Raw genomic sequence first — 19,287 nt, 5'->3', positions numbered from 1 at the left:
CCTGGGGTCTCGAGGGGTCAGCCGGCGTAGTCGGGGGCCGCGGGCAGGCCGAAGAACTCCTCGAGCGTGGTGACGCCCGTGTCGTGCATCTCGGTGGCGAGCGGCACGCCCACGTACCGGAAGTGCCACGGCTCGAAGGTGAAGCCGGTCACGGCCACCTTGTCGGCCGGGTAGCGCAGCAAGAACCCGAAGCGCCACGCGTTGGCCGCCAGCCACTGCCCCTGCGGCGTGTCGCCGAAGCAGGCCTGCAGCGCACAACTGAGCGGCACGGGACTGATGTCGAGGGCGAGACCGGTCTGGTGCTCGCTGAAGCCGGGGCGGGCGCTCTGGGCGTCGGCCTGTGCCTGCCCGAGGCGCTGCACCCAGCCGGCGTAGACGCTCACCTGGGTGTCGTACGAGCGGTACGCGCTCTGCACCTGGAACGCTCCGGCTCCCTCGGCTTCGCCCGCCTGGAACATCGCGACGACCGCGGCGGCGGCCTCGGCGCGCAGGGTCGGCGGGTTCTGGTGTGTCACGTCGGGCGTGACGAGGTCGGCGGGCACGTAGTCGACCGGGTCGAGGGGGCGCAGCTTGTCGCTGACCACCCAGAGGCTGGCGGGGTCGTCGACCGACCGGGCCGCCTTGTCGAACGCGGGTGTCGTGGGGGACGTAGGAGGCGCCTCCTCGGTCGGGGTCGGGGTGGGGGCGAGCGTCGGCGAGACGGTCGCGGCCGACGTGGTCGGGCTCGGCTCGGGCGCGCCCTGCGAGCACGCGGCCAGCAGACCGGTCGTGAGGACGACGGCCAGGACGGTCGTCGCGGGGCGGGGCAGGGAGGGGCGTCGAGACATCGCGTCGAGCCTAGTCACGCGCGTCGACCCGGCACGGTCGGCCGTCGCCTGACGTCGAGGACGGACGATTCCTCTTGTTGTCGGGATCTTGCTCGTGAAGTAACTTTGCGTACTGCGCAATGTCGAGTCGCGCCGTCACCACCAGACTGACTCCCCCACCAGACAGAAGAGACACCATGTCGAGCGCTGCCCCAGCCCCCACGACCACGGCCCCCGCCGAGCGCGAGGGCCTGATGACCCACCGCCAGATCCTCTACGTCATCTTCGGCCTGATGGCGGGCATGTTCCTCTCGGCCCTCGATCAGACGATCGTGGGCACCTCCATGCGGACGATCGCCGACGACCTCGACGGGCTGAGCCTGCAGGCCTGGGTGACGACCGCCTACCTGATCGTGTCGACCATCTCGACGCCGATCTACGGCAAGCTCAGCGACATCTTCGGGCGGCGACCGCTCTTCCTGATCGCCATCACGATCTTCCTGTTGGGGTCGATCGCGGCCGGCTTCTCCGAGAGCATGTACCAGCTCGCGATCTTCCGGGCCATCCAGGGCATGGGCGCCGGTGGCCTGATGGCCCTGCCGCTGACGATCATGGGCGACATCCTCGCCCCGCGTGAGCGTGCCAAGTACCAGGGCTACTTCCTGGCCGTGTTCGGCATCTCGAGCGTCATCGGTCCGCTCGTCGGGGGGCTGTTCGCCGGAGCCGACCAGATCCTCTTCGTCACCGGCTGGCGCTGGGTGTTCCTGATCAACGTGCCGATCGGCATCGCGGCACTGTTCATCGTCGTGCGGTTCCTGCACATCCCGGGCCAGAAGCGACGCGAGAACGTGCGCATCGACTGGTTCGGCGCCGCGGCGGTCATCGTCGCCGCCGTGCCGCTGCTGCTGGTGGCCGAGCAGGGCCGCACCTGGGGCTGGAGCTCGCCCGGGGCCTTCGCCTGCTACGTGATCGGAGCCGTCGGCATCGTCGCGTTCGTCGTGATCGAGCGGTCGATGGGCGACGACGCCCTGATCCCGCTCAAGCTGTTCCGCAACCCGACCTTCTCGATGGCGACCGTGCTCGGCGTGCTCGTCGGCTTCGGCATGTTCGGCGCCCTGCTGACGGTGCCGCTGTACCTGCAGCTCGTGAACGGTGCCACGCCGACCGAGAGCGGCTTCCAGATGCTGCCGATGATCGCCGGCCTGATGATCTCGTCGATCGTCGCCGGCCAGCTCATCTCTCGCACGGGCAGGTACAAGATCTTCCCGATCACGGGCACGGCGTTCATGGCCGCCGGGTTCTTCTGGTTCACGAACCTCTCGTTCGACAAGCCGTACTGGTTCATGATGGTCGGCATGCTGCTCGTCGGCCTGGGCCTCGGCCAGCTGATGCAGACCCTGACCATCGCCTCGCAGAACTCGGTCGGCGCCCGCGACATCGGCGTGGCCACGTCGGCGTCGACGTTCTTCCGGCAGATCGGCGGGACGCTCGGCACGGCCGTGCTGTTCTCCGTGCTGTTCAGCCGCATCCCCCAGACGATCGCCGCCGCGTTCGCCGACTCGAGCCTGCAAGGCCGCGCCCAGGCCGCCCTCGCCGACCAGTCGGTGTTGACCGACCCGGCGAACGCCTCGATCCTGAAGCTCTACCAGGCGGCCGGCAGCGGTGACACGTCGCAGGTGAGCGGAGCGCTCGACGGCAACACGTCGTTCCTCAACACGGCGGACCGACGCCTGGCCGCGCCGTTCCTCGACGGCTTCGCGAACGCGGCGGTGACCGTGTTCTGGGTCGCCCTGGCAGTCGTGCTGGTGGCCTTCGTGCTGAGTTTCTTCCTCAAGGCCACGCCGCTCCGGCAGAAGTCGGCCATCGACGAGGCCGCCGACGACGCGCGAGCCGCCGTGGCCGCCGACGCCGCGCTCTCGGCCCAGGCCGCCGCCGCGCAGACCGGCTCGCTCGTCGCCCCCGACACCGGCTCGATCGACGTCGTACCCCCGCGCGAGCGGCGTGACGACACCCCGCCACGGCCCTGATCGCGCGCACGTCGGGGTGACCGCCCGACCACGGATGCGCCCGAGCTGGTGTCGCGACACGGCACGTGTCGGGTAGCGTTCCCTCGACGGTGCTTCGGTGCCGAACGGTTCGTCACGTGTCCGGCGTTCCCTGCCCGTGAAGCTCACGCGGGAGGCGAGACGACCTAAGGCCGCACACCCACGGGGTGTGCGGCCTTTCTTCGTCACCGGACGTCCCACCGGATCGATCCCCTGCGTGAAGCTCTGGTCGACACGGCGGGACGTCTCTGCCCACGCGGGGCGGACGTCATCAGCCTAAAACGGGCGCGGGCAGAGACACAGGGGTTGACAATCGCGAAAACGCCTGATCATCCTTCTTTTTTAGCTAGACGACCTAGCGAAGTGGTCTAGACTCGCCGCATGCCCGATCAGCACGCCACCGCCGCACCCTTCGACGCGTCCGGCTATTGGTACAGCAGCAGCACCGAAGAGCGTGGCGTCACGGTGCTGAACACCCTCCGCGCCTACCGGGCCGCAGAGGTCGCGATGCGGGCCCGCACCCGCAAGTCGATGAAGATGAACGACACCGACCTCGCGGCCCTCCGGTTCCTCCTGCGGGCGCAGCGGCTCGGCGACCCCGTCAGTGCGAAAGAGTTGGCCGCCCAGCTGAAGATCACCTCGGCCTCGACGTCCGTGCTGATCAACCGCCTCGTCGCGAGCGGGCACATGCTGCGCCATCCTCACCCGACCGACAAGCGGGCCGTGCTGCTGACCGCCACGGGCGACTCGAACTCCGAGGTACGCGACACCATGGCGGCGATGCACGCCCGCATGATCTCGACCGCCGAGTCACTCGATGCCGACGAGGCCACCGCGGTCGTGGGTTTCCTGCAGCGCATGACGGCCGCGATCGAGATCGACGACCACCACGTCGACGGCGACCCGACCGACGCACCGGACGCAGCGGGCACGGCGGGCACGGCGGGCGCAGGTCACCCCGCTTCCTAGCCGCTGGGCGAACACCTGGTGAACTGACTAGATCGACTAGTCACCACCGTGGCAGGCTGACCGCACGTCACCGGTTCACGGCGGTGTCGTGACAGTCCGAGCACCACCGTTCCGCCAGGCACCGCAGGGGTGCCGGAGACGAGCAGAACATGACCACGATCGACGTCGCTCGCAGCGACCGCCCCACCTCCGCCCGCAGTGCTTTCTCCGAGGTGCGCGACACCGCCCGCCAGCGCACGCTGGCCGTCATCGCGACGGCCGCCACCGGCGCGAGCGTCAGCCTCGTCGCCGCCCTGCTGCTCGCCCTCGGCGTCGTCCGATGACCGGCTCGCCGGGCCTCTCCGCCCAGCAGATGCAGGGCCTCACCCACGAGCAACTCGTGTCGTTCGTCCGCGGTTCGGTGACGACGGCCGTCTCGGCCCTCGACCTGCAGTCCGTCAGACCGACTCGACCCGCGCCGACGGGAGCCGTCTGCGCATGACGGCCACCGCCTCCTCGTTGCTGTCGACGAGCAGGTAACGCCGGCCGAGGGCGTCCGCCACTGCACCGGTGGTTCCGCTGCCGGCGAAGAAGTCGAGCACCCAGTCGCCCTCTCGACTCGAGGCCTGCACGATGCGGCGCAGCACGCCCTCGGGCTTCTGCGTCGGGTAGCCGGTCTTCTCGCGACCCGTCGGCGACACGATCGTGTGCCACCACACGTCGGTCGGCAACTTGCCCCGGGCGACCTTCTCGGGCGTGACGAGACCCGGTGCCATGTACGGCTCGCGGTCGACGCTCGTCGAGTCGAAGTGGTACCGCTTGGGGTCCTTCACGTAGACGAGGATCGTGTCGTGCTTGGTCGGCCACCGGTTGCGGCTCTTCGCGCCGTAGTCGTAGGCCCAGATGATCTCGTTCAAGAAGCAGTCCCGACCGAACAGGGCGTCGAGCAGCACCTTCGCGTAGTGCGCCTCGCGGTAGTCGAGGTGCAGGTACAGCGTGCCGTCGGGGGCGAGCAGCCGCCAGGCCTCGGCCAGGCGTGGCTCGAGGAACGACCAGTAGTCCTCGAAGCGGTCGTCGTAGCCCATCAGGTCGCCGCGGATGCGTTCGTACTGCACGCCCTTGAAGCCCGTCACCGAGGTGATCGAGTCCTCGGCGCTGCGCACCGACGTCGTCGACCGGCGCCGCTGCTGGCGCCCCGTGTTGAACGGCGGGTCGAGGTAAACGATCGTGAATCCGCCGTCGGGCAGCTGGACCGTGACGTCGAGGTTGTCGCCCTGGACCACGAGGCTCGGGGAGGCGGTGGTCCAGTCGAGGGGCATCCGACCATTCTGCTGCCTGCCGGGCACGGACACGCGCCCGAATCCCGGCCGGGGGCGCGTAGCGTGTCGGGATGACCACCGAGGTAGAGAACCGCCCCACGCAGAACCAGTACGCCCTCGTCGAGGACGGCGAGACGATCGGCTTCGCGGCCTACGACGTCGTCGGCCACGAGATCCGCTTCACCCACACCGAGATCGAGCCCAGCCGACGTTCCGCCGGCCTCGGGGCCCGGCTCGTCCAGGGCGCCCTCGACGACGTGCGGGCGAACACCGACCTGCGCGTCGTGCCCCTCTGCCCGTTCGTGGTCGACTTCGTCGACGACCACGTCGACTACCGCGAGCTGCTCGACCGCTGACCGCGGCCGGGTCGCCGAGGCGCACGCCGGGCAGGAGGCGCGGGTCGCCTCGTCGGCGTGCGTCGCGTGCTCAGGGCACGCGCGCCAGCCACTCGGGCGTCGCGAACTTCGAGGTGACGAGGTGCTCGGCCTTCTCGAGTTCGGCCTCGGTGACGTGGCCCTCGGTCGCCCCGTAGAGACCGGTGAAGGTCTGCTTGAGGCGCTCGATGATCTCGGCGCGGGGCAGGCCCGTCTGGCTGCGCAGCGGGTCGACGCGCTTGGCGGCGCTGGTCGTGCCCTTGTCGCTCATCTTCTCGCGGCCGATGCGCAGGACCTGCACCATCTTGTCGCCGTCCATGTCGTACGACATCGTGGCGTGGTGCAGCAGGGCGCCGTTGCCCAGGCGCTTCTGCGCGGCCCCGCCGATCTTTCCCTTGGCGCTCGTGATGTCGTTCAGCGGCTGGTAGAAGGCGTCGATGCCGAGCGACTTGAGCGCCGTGATCACCCATTCGTCGAGGTACGCGTACGAGTCCGCGAAGCTCATGCCCTGCACGAGCTCGCCCGGGGCGTAGAGCGAGTAGGTGACGATCGACTGCGCGTCCATGAACATGGCGCCGCCGCCGCTGATGCGGCGCACCACCTCGAACCCGTGGGTCGAGGCGGCGTCGAGGTCGACCTCGTTCTTCAACGACTGGAAGCTGCCGATCACGACGGCGGGCTGGTCCCACTCCCAGAAGCGCAGGGTCGGGCCGCGGCGACCCGCGCCCACCTCTTCGGTGAGCACCTGGTCGAGGGCGAGGTGGACGTTGGGCGACACCGGGGCGTCGTGGATGATCTGCCAGTCGTAGTCGCGCCAATCCGTCGCCTTCGAGAGGCTGCGCCGGATCGCCACGGCGATCGCCTCGGGCGAGAAGCCCAGCAGCACCGCGTCGTCCGGCAGCCCCTGCTTGATCGTCGCCGCGATCGTCGCGGCGTCGGACTCGACCGGCAGGCCGTTCACCGCCCGGTCGACGGCGTCGAGCGCCGTGTCGGGCTCGAGGAAGAAGTCACCGGCGAGACGGAACCCGGCGATGCGCCCCTCTCTGACGTCGAGGTCGACGACCACGAGCTTTCCGCCTGGGACCTTGTACTCACCGTGCATGGACGCAGCCTATGCCTGGTGCCCCACGCGGTCGTCGAGCCAGCGCACCAGGTCGGCCACGACCTCGTCGCGGTTGGTCTCGCGGAACACCTCGTGCCGGGCGCCCTGGTAGACCACGAGCTCGACGTCGCTGAGCCGGCTGCGGTTGACGTACGCGTCGGCGAGCTTGCGGGCGCTGGCCTCGCCGCCGAGCGGGTCGTCGTCGCCGACGAGGACGAGGACGGGCAGGTCGCTCGCGAGCCGGGTCGACGGGCGACCCATCAGGCGCAGCGTGTCGGCCGTGCCGAACAGCTGCCGGGCCGTCGCCTGCACCGACAGCGGGTCGGCGGCCATGGCGTCGACCACGGCCTGATCACGGCTGAGCCACTCGTAGCCCGTGTCGCCGAGGTGGGCGTGCCGGGCGTTCAGGTCGCCCGCGTTCATGCTGCCGGGCATGCGGTACGCCGTGCCGCTCAGCACGACGGCGTCGAACCGGTCGGACCCCTCGTCGACGAGCTTCTGCGCCATCAACGAGCCCCAGGAGTGCCCGAGCAGCACGAGGGGCGAACCGGGGTTCTCGGAGCGCGCGATGCCCGTCAACCGGACCACCGCCTCCATCGCCCCGCGCAGCCCCGACGGGCCGAGGCGGCCGAGCTTCGAGCGGTCGCCGCCCCACTGCCCGAGGCCGGTCTCGCCGTGGCCGAGGTGGTCGTTCGCGTAGACCGTGTAGCCGGCTCGCACGAGGTCCTGCGCGAGGTCGTCGTAGCGCAGGGCGTACTCGCCGAGGCCGTGCGCGATCTGCACCACGGCCTTGGGCGCCGCGGCCTTCCAGACGTAGTAGTGCACGGTCACGCCGTGGGCGTCGGTGAACTCGTAGTCGCCTCGGGCGGCGGAGAAGATGGGCACGGCCTCAGTCTCCCATCACGGGCCCGCCCCCGGGGCAGGGACTCGTGGTCAGCGGCGGGCGTCGACGTCGGTGCGCACGACGCCGAACGCCTGGTCGAGGTCGACGTCGACCTCGGTGCCGTCGTCGAGGCGCACGTCGACCTCGTAGGCCACGCCGGCGTCGTCGCTGCGGTCGGCGTCGGTCACCGTGCCCCCACCGGCGGCGGCGAGGGCGGCGGCCGCGGCCTGGTCGTAGTCGGCGCCGGTCAGGTCGTCGTCGCGGGTCGAGTCGTCGGCCGAGTCGTCGCGGCCCGAACCCGGGACGGGCGTCGGGGTGGCGTCCGACCCGCGCGATTCGTCGTCGTCGTCGTCACGGTCGTCGCCCGCGAGGGGCGTCGGGGTGGCACCGGACCCGCGCGATTCGTCGTCGACCCGGCTCGAGGTGACGGCGTAGTCGCCGTCGAGCAGCACCTTCGCCTCGCGCCCGTCGGGCATGACGACCTCGACCTCGTAACCGACGAGCCCGTCGTCGAGGGTGTCCACCTCGGTCACGGTCCCGCCACCGGTCTCGGCGAGCGCCGCCGCCTGGGCCCGGTCACGGGTCTGCCCGGACACGCCGTCGTCGAGGCCCGAGGCGAGGGCCACGCCGCCGCCGCCCAGCACGAGGACGCCGGCGATGCCGCCGGCGATCAGCAGGGACTTCTTCTTGGTGAGGCTGTTCTTCAGCATGGTTCGCTCCGTTCGTGGGGCCGCCGAGCGGCCGGGTCTGTCGCTCTCTCGAGCTGATGACCCCACTCTCGCGAGGGGGCACTGAAGCAGTGCTGAAGTCCGCTGAAGAACCGTTCAGGAGGCGCGGGTCGCGTCACCGGGGCAGGGCGGGCAGCGCTCGGGTCAGGCCGGCCCGGCGGGGAGGTCGACCACGAACCGGGCACCACCGAGCGGCGACGTGGTGATCGACACCGAGCCGCCGTGCACCCGGACGATCTCGCGGACGATCGCGAGCCCCAACCCGCTGCCGCCCGCGTCGCGGGCGCGGGCCTCGTCCAGGCGCACGAACCGCTCGAACACCCGCTCTCGGTCGGCCTCGGCGACTCCGGTCCCGTCGTCGTCGACGGTGAGGACGGCTCGGCCGTCGCGCTCGTCGAGGGCGACGGCGACGCGGGTGTCGGCGTGCCGGGCCGCGTTCGCCACGAGGTTGTGCACGACCTGGCCGAGCAGTCCCTCGTCGCCTTCGACGCGGGCCGGGCCGACGGCCGTGGCGTCGACGGAGAGCGGCCCCCGACCGTCGGAGGGGGCGACGCCGCGCAGGCGGGCAGACTCGGCGACGACGAGATCGTCGAGGTCGACCGGGCGACGCGTCACCCCGAGGGCCCCCTCGTCCGCCCTGGCGAGGACCAACAGGCCCTGCACGAGCGCCGTCAGCCGCGCCTCCTCGCCGAGGACGGTGCCGGCCAGGGCCGCACCGTCGATGCTGCCGGGGTGCAGCAGCGCGACCTCGGCGTGCTGTCTGATCGTGGCGAGCGGCGTCTTGAGCTCGTGCGAGGCGTCGCCGACGAATCGCCGCTGGGCCGTCGCCGACGAGTCGAGTCGGTCGAGCATGCCGTTCAGCGTGCGGGCGAGACGGGCGATCTCGTCGCTGCCGCCGGGGTCCGGCAGCCGGTGCGACAGGCTCTGCGCCGTGACCGTGTCGACCTCGCGTCGCATCGACTCGACCGGGCGCAGCGCACGGCCCACCACGAGCCAGGTCGTGACGCCGAGCACGAGCAGCGCCACGGGGATCGCGACGCCGAGCGTCACGAGGCTCGCCGAGGAGGCGGCGCTCGCCTCGTCGAGGGACCGCGCCGCGACGACGCCGTACTCGGTCGTCACGGTCGGGGCGGGTTCGGGGGTGGCCTCGGGCGTCGGGGTGGAGTCGTCCGCGTCGTCCACGGCGTCGTCGGCGTCGTCCACGGCGTCGTCATCGTCGTCGCCGGACCGCGCGGACGGGGAGGACGCGGTCGGAGTCGGTGTCGGCGTCGGTTCCGCGCTCGGCGTCGGCGTCGGCGTGGTCTCGACCCCCACGTCGTCCCGTTCGACGACGAACTCGTCGCCGTCGAGCGTCACGCGGTCACCCGACCCGGCCTCCGCGAGCGACGAGGCGGACTCGACGAGGTCGTCCTCTCCCCCGGCGGCGAGCACTCGCCCCGAGGAGTCGGTCACGACGACGAGGGCCCCCTCCGCCTCGCCCGCGACCGCGACGTCGGGCGTCGAACCGATCGCCAGGGCCGACACGGCGCGGTCCACGTCGGCCGCGGCGGACCGGCGCGGGCCGTCGGCGAGCACGGCCTGTTGCACGAGCGCGAAGACGAGCGTGAACACGCCGAGGGTCAGTGCGACGGCGAGCACGGCGGCCGCGGTGATGCGGGACCGCAGCGACGCCCGTCGGGGGCGACCCGGCCCGGTGCCGGCGGACGGCCCGATCGCGGCGGACGGCCCGGGCCCGGGCGCCGGGACGCGAGGGGCGCGCTCAGCCACCCCGCGCCTCCAGACGGTAGCCCGCCCCGCGCAGCGTGACGATGGCCTCGCGGCCGAACGGCCGGTCGACCTTGTTGCGCAGGTGGCGCACGTACACCTCGACGATGTTGGGGTCGCCCTCGAAGTCGTCGTTCCAGACGCCGTCGAGCACCTCGCGCTTGGTCACGACGCTGCCGGCGTGGCGCATGAGGAACTCGAGCACCGCGAACTCGCGGCTGGTGAGCTCGACCTCGACGTCGCCGCGGCGGACGCTGCGGGAGGCGGGGTCGAGGCGCAGGTCGCCGGCCTCGAGCACGACCGGTCGTTCGCGGGCACCACGGCGGACCAGGGCGCGCAGCCGGGCGAGCAGCACGGCGAAGGAGAACGGCTTGGTGAGGTAGTCGTCCGCGCCGGTGTCGAGGGCCTCGACCTGGTCCCACTCGCCGTCCTTGGCGGTGAGCATGATGACGGGGGTCCAGTCGCCGCCCTCGCGCATGGCCCGGCAGACGGCGTAGCCGCTCATGCCGGGCAGCATGATGTCGAGGACGACCACGTCGTACGTGCCCTCGCGGGTGCGCCAGAGGCCGTCGGTGCCGGTCGGGGCGACGTCGACCGCGATGCCCTCGGCCTCGAGACCGAGTCGCAGGCCCTCGGCCAGGGTCGCCTGGTCCTCGACGACGAGCACGCGCACGGGGCCTCCCTCGGTCGCGCCGGGTGCGCGTCGTGCCCATCATGGCGGCCCGGCGCTGAAGCGCGGCTGAAGCGAGGTCAGCCCGGGCGAGGTGTCACGACGTGCCGCTCGCGTTCGGAGCTGAGCGGCACGTCGCGACATCGCGGCAGGCGGGCGGCCGAGGAGGCGCGGGTCAGTGCGCCGAGTAGCCGCCGTCGACGAGGTGGTAGCTGCCCGTGACGAACGACGCCTCGTCGCTCAGCAGGAACAGGACGAGCGCCGAGACCTCGGCGTCGGTGCCCAGGCGGCCGGTGGCGTGCTGCGACTCGAGGTACGAGAGCGCGTCGCCGTCGAGAGACGCGCGCACGAGGGGAGTGTCGATGAAGCCGGGGCCGACCGCGTTCGTGCGGACGCCACGCTTCGAGTACTCGAGCGCCGCGACCTTGGTCAGGCCGACCAGGGCGTGCTTGCTGGCGACGTAGGCCGCGTTCTGGGCGATGCCGACCGAGCCGAGCACCGAGCTCATGTTGACGATCGAGCCGCCGCCGGCCTCCACCATGGCGGGCAGCTGGTAGCGCAGGCCGTAGAAGACGCCGTCGAGGTCGACCGAGCGGACGCGGTCCCAGGCGGCGATGTCGTACTCGCCGATGTCGGCGGCCGGGGCGCCGATGCCGGCGTTGTTCACCGCGAGGTGCAGGGCACCGTAGGTGGTCTTCGCGAACTCGACGGCCGCCTCGGACTGCTCGGGCTTCGCGGTGTTCTGCTCGAAGGCGACGGCCGTGCCGCCGGCGGCGACGATCTGGTCGACGACGCCCTGGGCCGCCTCGAGCTTGATGTCGGTGACGACCACCGATGCGCCCTCGGCCGCCAGGGAGCGCGAGATCGCGGCGCCGATGCCGCTGCCTCCACCGGTGACGAGTGCCGTCTTGTCGCTGAACCGTGCCATGGTCTGTGCCTCTCTCCGTTCGTGGGCCGGCCGTCGGGGCCGGTCGGGCTCGTCGACGAGCCCGTCTGCGAACATACGCTCGCATGGAACTGTGGGCAACAGGTGTCGCCTTGCTCTCGGCGAAATCCCTGCAGTCCGTGCAGCTTCGCTCGTTCGGGGGCAGGGTGGCGGGATGACCTCCCCCGCGCCCGACGACGCCTCCTCACCCTCCACCGCCGTCCTCTTCGACATCGACGGCACCCTGGTCGACTCGAACTTCGCCCACGTGGACGCCTGGTCGCGGGCCTTCACCGACGTCGGCCACGCCGTCGACAGCTGGCGCATCCACCGGTCGATCGGCAAGGACTCGTCCCTGCTGGTCGAGGGCCTGGTCGGGAAGGACGCCGCCGCGCGCCTCCTCGACGACGCGAAGGACGCCCACTCGCGCCACTACGCCGAGCACCTCGGCGACGAAGGCGACCTGCACGTCTTCGAGCGGGCGACCGACCTGCTCGCCGAGCTGGCGCGTCGGGGGCACGGCGTCGTGCTCGCCACGAGCGCGCCCGAGGACGAACTGAAAGCCCTGCGCGGACTGCTCGACGTCGAGGACGCCCTCTGGGCCGTCACGTCGAGCGAGGACGTCGAGACCGCCAAACCCGACCCGGGCATCGTCGAGGTCGCCCTCGCGAAGGCGGACGTGTCGGCCGAGCGCGCGGTGATGGTCGGCGACGCCGTCTGGGACGTCGAGGCGGCGCACCGGGCGGGCGTGACCTGCGTCGGGGTGCTCAGCGGCGGCTTCTCCCGGGCCGAGCTGGTCGAGGCAGGGGCCGAGGAGGTCTACGACGACGTGGCCGACCTGCTCGCCCGGCTCGACGACAGCGTGATCGGTCGGCTCGGGCGCGACTGAGGCCCGCACGACGGGGCGCGGTCGGCTGGGGCGGAGCGTCTTCGGCGACCGCCACCGCGCCTCCTGGTCCGTCAGCGGAGTGGCCCGACCTCGGGTCGCGGCGCCGGTCGGCGTCGAGCCCAGGGTGGCACCGCCCGGGCCGGCGCACCAGCCCCCGGTCGGCTGCAGGAGGCGCGGGTCGCGTCGCCTGGCTCGGGTCGCCCGGGCCGGGTCGCCGGGTGCCGCCTCGCCCCGTGGGTCAGGTCGCCGGGGTGCCGCCTCGCGACGACGCCCACACCTGCACGGCCAGACCGACCGCGATGAACCCGAGCATCAACGCGCCCATCACGACGGCCGTGCCGCCGAGTGCCCCGGCGAGCGGGGTCGCGGCGCCGCCGAGCCCGAACTGCAGGCCGCCCGCGAGCGCGGCGGCCGTGCCGGGCGCGCGGTGTCCGAGCGCCTGCGTCAGCGTGATCGACCCGGGGATGACCCAGCCCCAGCCCGCCGTGACGAGGGCCAGTGCCGGCCAGATCAGCGTCGGGCCGACACCGGTCAGCGCACCCGCGAGCACGAGGGCCGAGCCCACGGTGCAGGTGACGAGCCCCACGGTGAACAGGTGGTCCTCGGCGAAGCGTCCGACGAGGCGGCGGAACACCAGGGTCGACGCGATCATGCACGACGCGTTCGACGCGAAGACGAGCGTGTAGAGGCCCTCTCCGAAGCCGTACTGCTCCTGGAAGACGAACGACGACGTGGCGATGTACGAGAAGAAGCCGATCGTCGCGGCGCAGCCCGTCACGAGGTACCAGCGGAAGCGGGGCAGGGCGAGCAGCGCGCCCATCCGTCGCAGGGACGCGAGCAGCGAGCCCGCACCCGGCTCGGGGTCGACGAGCGTCTCGGGCAGGCGCCGCGCGGCCGCCCAGGTCAACGCGGCCCCGAGCACCGCCAGCACGACGAACGTCGCCCGCCAGCTCGACACCGAGAGCACCACGCCGCCCACGAGCGGCGCCACGACCGGGCCGACGGCGTTGATCGCGGCGAGCGTCGCGAAGAGCCTGCTGCGCACGAGGCCCGTGGTCGAGTCCCCCACCATGGCCCGGGCGGCCACCGAGCCCGCCGCGCCGCCGAGGCCCTGCGCGACGCGCGCGACGACGAGGGTGGCCGCGTCGGGAGCCACGGCGCAGGCGATCGAGGCGAGGGCGAACAGGACGGTCCCGCCCAGCAGGATGCGCCTCCTGCCCCGACCGTCGCTGATCGGCCCGATGACGATCTGGCCGACCGCGAACGCGACGAGAAACGCCGTCAGGCTGAGCTGCACCTCGGCCGTCGTCGCCCCGAGGTCGCGCGCGATGGCCGGCAGCGCGGGGATGTACATGTCGGTCGCGAACGGCGAGATGCCCACGATCAGTGCCACCGTCAACACGGCCCCCCGCCCGGACAGCCAGGAGGGGCGGCTCGGCTCGGTCGGGACGTCGTCGTCGCTCATCGGACCGAGCCTAGGCGCACGCCGTCCGGGCCAGACGTTTACTTAGCCGAACTAAACGAGTATCGTGGCTCGGCGATGACCGACTCCGCGCCTCCTGCCCCCTCCGCCCCCCGGGCCGTGCCGCACGCGCACCTCGCGACCGACGTCCGCGGGGCCGTGCTGCGACTCGCCCGCCGCCTGCGGCAGCAGAAGGCCGACGCCGACGTGACCGACGCCCAGATGGCCGCCCTCGGCTACGTCGTGCAGAACCAGCCGCTGACGATCGGGGCCCTCACGGCGCACGAGGGCGTCACTCCCCCGTCCATGAACCGGACCGTCGGCAAGCTCGTCGACGCCGGGCTGCTGCGTCGCACGGTCGACGACGACGACAAGCGCCGCGTGCTGCTCGAGACGACCGAGGCCGGCGCCGCCTTCGTGTTCGAGACGCGTCGACGCCGTGACGAGTGGCTCGTGCCCCGCCTCTCGGCCCTGACCGCCGACGAGCGTCGCACCCTGGCCGACGCGACCGAGATCCTGCGGAAGCTGACCCGCTCGTGACGGCCATGTTCCGCAGCCTGTCGCTGTTCAACTACCGCCTCTGGTTCGCCGGCGCGCTCGTGTCCAACATCGGCACCTGGATGCAGCGGACGGCGCAGGACTGGCTCGTCCTCACCGACCTGACCGACAACGACGCCACGGCGCTCGGCATCACCATGGCGCTGCAGTTCGCGCCGCCGATCCTGATGGTGCCGATCACGGGGCTGATCGCCGACCGGTTCGACCGGCGGCGACTGCTGATGGTGACGCAGCTGAGCATGGGGCTGCTCGGGCTCGGCCTGGGCGTGCTCGTCCTGACCGACAGCGTGCAGCTCTGGATGGTGTACCTCTTCGCCCTGCTGCTCGGCGTCGCGGCCGCGATCGACGCCCCGGTGCGGCAGAGCTTCGTGTCCGAGCTCGTGCCCCCCGGGCACCTGACGAACGCCGTCAGCCTGAACTCGGCCTCGTTCAACGGTGCACGCCTGATCGGCCCCGCGGTCGCCGGCGTGCTCATCGCGACGATCGGCACGGGTTGGGTGTTCCTGATCAACGCCGGCTCGTTCGCCGCCGTGCTGCTGTCGCTGCGGTTCATCCGCGTCGCGCAGCTCGAGCTGAAACCGGCGGTGTCGCGGGCCAAGGGCCAGATCCGCGAGGGGTTCCGGTACGTGCGCGAGCGACCCGACCTGGTCGTCGTGTTCGTCATGGTGTTCGTCATCGGCACCTTCGGCCTGAACTTCGCCATCTTCACCTCGACCATGGCCAGCGTCGAGTTCGGCGTCGACGCCAGCGGGTTCGGCCTGCTGTCGTCCGCGATCGCGGTGGGATCGCTGGTCGGCGCCCTGCTGTCGGCCCGTCGCGAGAAGCCCCGCTGGCGCGTGCTCGTCACGGCGGCCCTGGCCTTCGGGGTCACCTGCCTGGTCGCCGCCGTCATGCCGACCTACTGGAGCTTCGCCGCCGTCCTCGTCACCGTGGGGCTCGCGTCGATCACCCTGATGACGACGGCGAACGCCACCGTGCAGCTGACCACGGCACCCCGCATGCGCGGCCGCGTCATGGCGCTCTACATGGCCGTCTTCACCGGCGGTACGCCGCTGGGCGCACCGATGGTCGGTTGGGTCGCGAACGTGGCCGGACCGCGCTGGGCCATCGGCGTCGCGGCGGCGTCGGGCTTCGTCGCAGCCGGGGTCGCGGTCGTCTGGCTCGTCCGTGGGCAGCACCTGCGGGTGCATCGCGTCCGCGGGGGTGAGCCCGACCCCGTGACCGGGGCACTGCCCGTGGTCGGCGCCGGGCGGTTCCACTACCGGCTGCAGCACGACGGCGACGCGGCCGCCGGGCGGGCACGTGACGAGGCCGCGGCCGAGCTCGCCGTCGACGAGGGCACGGCGACGCGACCGTCCTGACCTGCCGGGCGGGCACGATCGACCGTCCACCACGAACACGCCCGCCTTCGGCACGTCAGGAGGCGCGGTGCCGGTCCGCCACGCCCGTCACCGGCAGCGGTGCCGGCGTCGACGCGGACGCCGTCCCTGGCACCGACTGCACGGTCAGAGGCGCGAGTAGACGATCAGCGACGCGAGCAGCACGACGAACGGGGCGATCAGCAGCACGTTGAGCCACTTGTGTTCGACCATCACGGCCACCCACTCGCGGAGGAACGCGCTGGGCACGTAGTACGCGGCGGTGGGCGACCCGACGACGTCGGCGCTGCTCCCGGTGTCGCGCGCCAGCAGGGCCGCGCGCAGCACGTGGTAGTTGTTCGTCACGACGAGGGTCGACCCGGTCCGACCGGCGTCGGCGAGCACCCGACCCGACAGCACGAGGTTCTCGCGGGTCGAACGCGACTCGGTCTCGGGCAGCACGTCGGCGGGGTCGGCCCCCTGGGCGATCAGGTACTCCGCCATCGCCTCGCCTTCGGGCCGGGGCTCGTCCGAACCCTGCCCGCCGGACGGGACGAGCACCGGCCGCCGCACGCCCTCGGGGGTCGAACGGTAGATCGCCAGCGCCCGGTCGAGGCGGCTGCGCAGCAGCGGCGGCACCTCGCCACGGATCAGCCCCGAGCCGAGCACGATCAGGGCGTCGGTCTGCTCGCGCACCCGGGGACGTGCGTAGACGAGCGACCACAGGGTGAACGCCCCGAACGTGAGCGCGGCGTACACGGCGACGAAGACGATCACGAAGCCGAGCCCGAGGGTGACGTCCTGCGCCACGGGCAGGCTCGAGCGCCGACCCGCCTCGACCAGCACGACGGCGAGGAAGGGGACGCCGATCAACGCGAGCCCGGCGAGCAGCGAGAGCAGGTTGCCCAGGCTGCGCCCCTCGGACCGCAGCATGGTGACGCCGTTCGCGATCGCGAAGACGGCGAGCGCGAGCACGAGCACGGGGACGAGCACCGCCGCCAGGACGAACACGAAGACGAGCGGCGGGAACGCCGCGACGACCGCGACCGAGAGGGCGACGGCCCCGAAGCCCACGGCCATCAGCAGGAACACCCCGTTGCGGAACCGCCGGGCGTCCTGTCGGCGCGACACGACGAAGAGCAAGAGGAAGACGGCGGCGATGCCTGCCGAGATCGCGGTCATGCTCCGAGGCTACCCACACGAGACCCCAGGACGTCGCCCGGACCCCCGCTCGCGCGAGAGGGTCCGGGCGAGATCCTGGGGTCTGGGCAGCGAGCCGTGGTCAGCGGTCGAAGAGGTTGCCCAGGCCGGGGATCTGGAACCCCTCGCCGAGGTTGCCGAGCTGGTCGCCCAGCCCGCCCACCTGGTCGCCGAGGCCGCCGACCTGCTCGCCCAGGCCGCCGAGGTACTCCTCGCCGCCTGCGGTCAGGCCGTCGAGCCCCTCGAAGCCGAACCCGTTCGTCAGCTGGTCGAAGTCGATGCCCGACGTCACGGCGTCGGACAGCAGGGGCAGGGCGACGCTGCTGACGGCGGCCGCGCCGGCCACGGCGACCGCGAGGCCCGCGACCCCGGCCACGCCGGCGCCGACCGCGGCACCCGCCGCGACCTTGCCGCCCGTGCTGCCGAGCACGCGCTTCATCAGTCCGGGGTGCGCGGTCTCGCCGCGGGTCGCCGCCCGGGCGAGGTCGGCGGGTGAGCTCGAGGCGGGACGTTCGCCCTGGGGCACCTCGGCGCTCAGGCGAGCGAGCACCTGCTGGCGCTGCTCGGGGGTGAGCCGCTCGAACGCGTCGCGGTGCACCTGTTCGAGCTGCTGCGGCGGGGCGGTCTGCAGCAGGTAGTCGTACTTGGCGAGGGCCGCACGGTCGCCGGCGGAGCCCTGCGGGGCGTGCCCACCGGTCGCCGGACGCCCGACGCCCTGCTGCGGTGCGCCGTACCCGCCACGGTGCGGCTGCTGCCCGCCCTGCTGCGGCTGCCCGTTCTGGCGGTCGTCGCCGGTGACCTTGTCGGAGACCTTGCGCACCATGTCGCGCCAGTCGGTGGAACCGCCGGACGCACCACCGCGCCCGGTCGAGGAAGAAGAGGAAGAGTTGCCGAGCGCACGTGCGGCGGCACCCAGGAGACGGTCGAAGTTGGCCATGACGCCGATCCTCTCGACCCCAGATCCGAGAAGCCCCCTCAGAAGCCGAGCATCGCCCGGGAACGGCGCGTCCGCCGCTGCGGGTTACGGTCGAGCCCTCGTCCGGGTTACATTCGCAGGGGACGTCCGCGCGGGCCCGACTCGCGGCGTGCGCCCCACGGACGAGGAGGTGTCGCATGGGCAAGGCAGCAGTCACGGGCTGGGTCGCTCTCGCGATGCTGGTCTCGGGCGCCGCGCTCGTCATGGCCGCCACCTTCCGCCTCGCGAGCGTGGGCCTCTTCGCCGGCGGCTTCCTGCCGATCGGCGACCTCGACTTCGTCACCATCGCGATCTGGCTGCTGGGCGCCGCCCTCGCCGTCGGCGGCGTCGCCCTCGCTCTCGTCGGGCTGACCGACCGGGTGCTCGGCGCCCTGCCGCGCGACGAGCCCGACCGCGGCCTCGAGCACGAGGCCGTCCGTGAGACGGCACCGGTCACCGCCCGTCCGGCGGCCGAGGAGGCGCGGGTCCTGCCCGCAGGACGACCGACGGCCGCCGCCGTGCTCGCGTCCGCCCCCGTGGTCGCCGCCGCACCGCCCACGCCGGTCGCCACCGCCCCGAGCACGCCCGGCGAGACCGAGTCGACTCCCCTGGCCGCGCCTGCTCCCCAGGCCGCGCCCGAACCGACTCCCGCCGGGCCGACCCTCGCCGAACGCCTGCGTCCCGTCCTCTCGTCCGCCGCCGCCCGGGTCGCGGCCGCTGCCCGCGCCACCGGCGACGCCCTGGCCCGTGCCGGTCGGGCCACGGCCCGGGGCACCCGACGCGCCTCGCAGGCCGTGGTCGCCTGGGTCCGACGCACCACCCCCGTCGTCGTCGCCTGGTTCCGCACGACCGGCAGCACCGTCGCGACGCGGACCCGACCGGCCGCCCGCTCGACCTGGGACGGCGTACGTCACGGCAGCCGGGCCACCGCGGCCGGTGCCGTCGTGGCCGCCCGGGCCACGGGAGCGACCGCACGCCGCGCTTCCTCCGCCGCCGCCACCCGCGCCCGCGACAACGCGCGCTCGCTCGCTGCCACCCGCGCCGCGTCCCGGGCCGCGGCCCGTCAGGCCGAGCTCGACCGCGAGTCGGCCCGACAGGCCGCTCGTCTCGACTTCCTGGCCTCGCGCCGCACCCCGGCGACGCCGCCCACGGCGGTCGACACGGCGGTCGACACCGCGGCCGAGCGCGAGTCCGCCCCGCTCTCGCACACGGCCTGACGCCCGCACCCGCCGACACCGCCGAGCGGACGCGGCACCGTGGTCTGCGGCGGTGTGCCGTCCCCTCGGCGGTGCCGCCGGACG

At 72.7% G+C, this 19,287-nt stretch carries 19 protein-coding genes; 8 read left to right on the top strand and 11 right to left on the bottom strand.

Annotated elements, in window-relative coordinates; genetic code table 11:
* Window positions 1-17 precede the first annotated feature (17 nt).
* On the bottom strand, window positions 18-827 hold the full coding sequence (locus BIV04_RS08115) for a M15 family metallopeptidase (RefSeq protein WP_071255705.1): 810 nt from the start codon (window positions 825-827) through the stop codon (window positions 18-20).
* Between the two features lie 176 nt (window positions 828-1,003).
* On the opposite strand from BIV04_RS08115, the gene BIV04_RS08110 reads away from it, so the two are divergent.
* The 3 genes from BIV04_RS08110 (at window position 1,004) to BIV04_RS17105 (ending at window position 4,143) form a co-directional block, all read left to right on the top strand.
* Window positions 1,004-2,833, top strand: a complete 1,830-nt coding sequence (locus BIV04_RS08110; RefSeq protein ID WP_071255704.1) for an MDR family MFS transporter — start codon at window positions 1,004-1,006, stop codon at window positions 2,831-2,833.
* A gap of 399 nt (window positions 2,834-3,232) precedes the next feature.
* A complete protein-coding gene (locus BIV04_RS08105) occupies window positions 3,233-3,820 on the top strand; it encodes a MarR family winged helix-turn-helix transcriptional regulator (protein ID WP_071255702.1) in 588 nt (195 codons plus the stop codon).
* A 149-nt stretch (window positions 3,821-3,969) separates the two neighbouring features.
* On the top strand, window positions 3,970-4,143 hold the full coding sequence (locus BIV04_RS17105; RefSeq protein WP_177174793.1) for a hypothetical protein: 174 nt from the start codon (window positions 3,970-3,972) through the stop codon (window positions 4,141-4,143).
* 114 nt (window positions 4,144-4,257) lie between these two features.
* Here the strand turns inward: BIV04_RS17105 and BIV04_RS08100 are convergent, their stop codons facing one another.
* Window positions 4,258-5,118 carry a site-specific DNA-methyltransferase gene (locus BIV04_RS08100; protein WP_071255701.1) on the bottom strand — a complete coding sequence of 287 codons (861 nt, stop codon included), beginning with the start codon at window positions 5,116-5,118 and terminating at the stop codon, window positions 4,258-4,260.
* Window positions 5,119-5,189: 71 nt separating this feature from the next.
* On the opposite strand from BIV04_RS08100, the gene BIV04_RS08095 reads away from it, so the two are divergent.
* Window positions 5,190-5,474 carry a GNAT family N-acetyltransferase gene (locus tag BIV04_RS08095; protein WP_054145096.1) on the top strand — a complete coding sequence of 95 codons (285 nt, stop codon included), beginning with the start codon at window positions 5,190-5,192 and terminating at the stop codon, window positions 5,472-5,474.
* Between the two features lie 70 nt (window positions 5,475-5,544).
* Here the strand turns inward: BIV04_RS08095 and BIV04_RS08090 are convergent, their stop codons facing one another.
* From BIV04_RS08090 to BIV04_RS08065, 6 genes are all read right to left on the bottom strand, one after another.
* On the bottom strand, window positions 5,545-6,594 hold the full coding sequence (locus BIV04_RS08090) for a biotin/lipoate A/B protein ligase family protein (RefSeq protein WP_055977985.1): 1,050 nt from the start codon (window positions 6,592-6,594) through the stop codon (window positions 5,545-5,547).
* 9 nt (window positions 6,595-6,603) lie between these two features.
* Window positions 6,604-7,479, bottom strand: a complete 876-nt coding sequence (locus BIV04_RS08085; protein ID WP_177174792.1) for an alpha/beta fold hydrolase — start codon at window positions 7,477-7,479, stop codon at window positions 6,604-6,606.
* Window positions 7,480-7,527: 48 nt separating this feature from the next.
* Window positions 7,528-8,187, bottom strand: coding sequence for a PepSY domain-containing protein (locus BIV04_RS08080; RefSeq protein ID WP_071255700.1), 660 nt, complete (start codon window positions 8,185-8,187; stop codon window positions 7,528-7,530).
* A gap of 162 nt (window positions 8,188-8,349) precedes the next feature.
* Window positions 8,350-9,972: a HAMP domain-containing sensor histidine kinase gene (locus BIV04_RS08075; protein ID WP_071255698.1), complete on the bottom strand. Its 1,623-nt coding sequence runs from the start codon at window positions 9,970-9,972 to the stop codon at window positions 8,350-8,352.
* Window positions 9,965-10,642, bottom strand: coding sequence for a response regulator transcription factor (locus BIV04_RS08070; protein WP_071255697.1), 678 nt, complete (start codon window positions 10,640-10,642; stop codon window positions 9,965-9,967). The genes BIV04_RS08075 and BIV04_RS08070 overlap by 8 nt, the downstream gene beginning before the upstream one ends.
* A 172-nt stretch (window positions 10,643-10,814) precedes the next feature.
* Window positions 10,815-11,567 (bottom strand): SDR family NAD(P)-dependent oxidoreductase, encoded by a 753-nt coding sequence (locus tag BIV04_RS08065; protein WP_055978000.1) that lies wholly within the window; start codon window positions 11,565-11,567, stop codon window positions 10,815-10,817.
* A gap of 172 nt (window positions 11,568-11,739) precedes the next feature.
* Here BIV04_RS08065 and BIV04_RS08060 point away from each other — a divergent pair, with 172 nt between their 5' ends.
* Window positions 11,740-12,453: an HAD family hydrolase gene (locus BIV04_RS08060; protein WP_071255696.1), complete on the top strand. Its 714-nt coding sequence runs from the start codon at window positions 11,740-11,742 to the stop codon at window positions 12,451-12,453.
* A 238-nt stretch (window positions 12,454-12,691) separates the two neighbouring features.
* Here BIV04_RS08060 and BIV04_RS08055 read toward each other — a convergent pair whose 3' ends face one another.
* Complete coding sequence (locus tag BIV04_RS08055; protein ID WP_071255695.1) at window positions 12,692-13,918, bottom strand: multidrug effflux MFS transporter; 1,227 nt, start codon at window positions 13,916-13,918, stop codon at window positions 12,692-12,694.
* A gap of 75 nt (window positions 13,919-13,993) precedes the next feature.
* Here BIV04_RS08055 and BIV04_RS08050 point away from each other — a divergent pair, with 75 nt between their 5' ends.
* Window positions 13,994-14,455: a MarR family winged helix-turn-helix transcriptional regulator gene (locus BIV04_RS08050; RefSeq protein WP_071255694.1), complete on the top strand. Its 462-nt coding sequence runs from the start codon at window positions 13,994-13,996 to the stop codon at window positions 14,453-14,455.
* Window positions 14,452-15,834 carry an MFS transporter gene (locus BIV04_RS08045; RefSeq protein WP_071255693.1) on the top strand — a complete coding sequence of 461 codons (1,383 nt, stop codon included), beginning with the start codon at window positions 14,452-14,454 and terminating at the stop codon, window positions 15,832-15,834. Before BIV04_RS08050 ends, BIV04_RS08045 begins: the two co-directional genes overlap by 4 nt.
* A gap of 144 nt (window positions 15,835-15,978) precedes the next feature.
* Here the strand turns inward: BIV04_RS08045 and BIV04_RS08040 are convergent, their stop codons facing one another.
* Window positions 15,979-17,013: a YdcF family protein gene (locus tag BIV04_RS08040; RefSeq protein WP_071255691.1), complete on the bottom strand. Its 1,035-nt coding sequence runs from the start codon at window positions 17,011-17,013 to the stop codon at window positions 15,979-15,981.
* 100 nt (window positions 17,014-17,113) lie between these two features.
* The gene (locus BIV04_RS08035; protein WP_071255690.1) at window positions 17,114-17,968 is read right to left on the bottom strand and encodes a hypothetical protein; all 855 of its coding nucleotides are present in this window, start codon (window positions 17,966-17,968) and stop codon (window positions 17,114-17,116) included.
* 176 nt (window positions 17,969-18,144) lie between these two features.
* On the opposite strand from BIV04_RS08035, the gene BIV04_RS08030 reads away from it, so the two are divergent.
* The gene (locus BIV04_RS08030; RefSeq protein WP_071255688.1) at window positions 18,145-19,203 is read left to right on the top strand and encodes a hypothetical protein; all 1,059 of its coding nucleotides are present in this window, start codon (window positions 18,145-18,147) and stop codon (window positions 19,201-19,203) included.
* The last annotated feature ends 84 nt before the right edge of the window (window positions 19,204-19,287 follow it).

It is taken from the genome of Frigoribacterium sp. MCBA15_019 (assembly GCF_001864945.1).
GTDB lineage: Bacteria > Actinomycetota > Actinomycetes > Actinomycetales > Microbacteriaceae > Frigoribacterium.
Note: the sequence above shows the minus strand (reverse complement) of the source record. Positions and strands in the feature narration are given on the sequence as shown.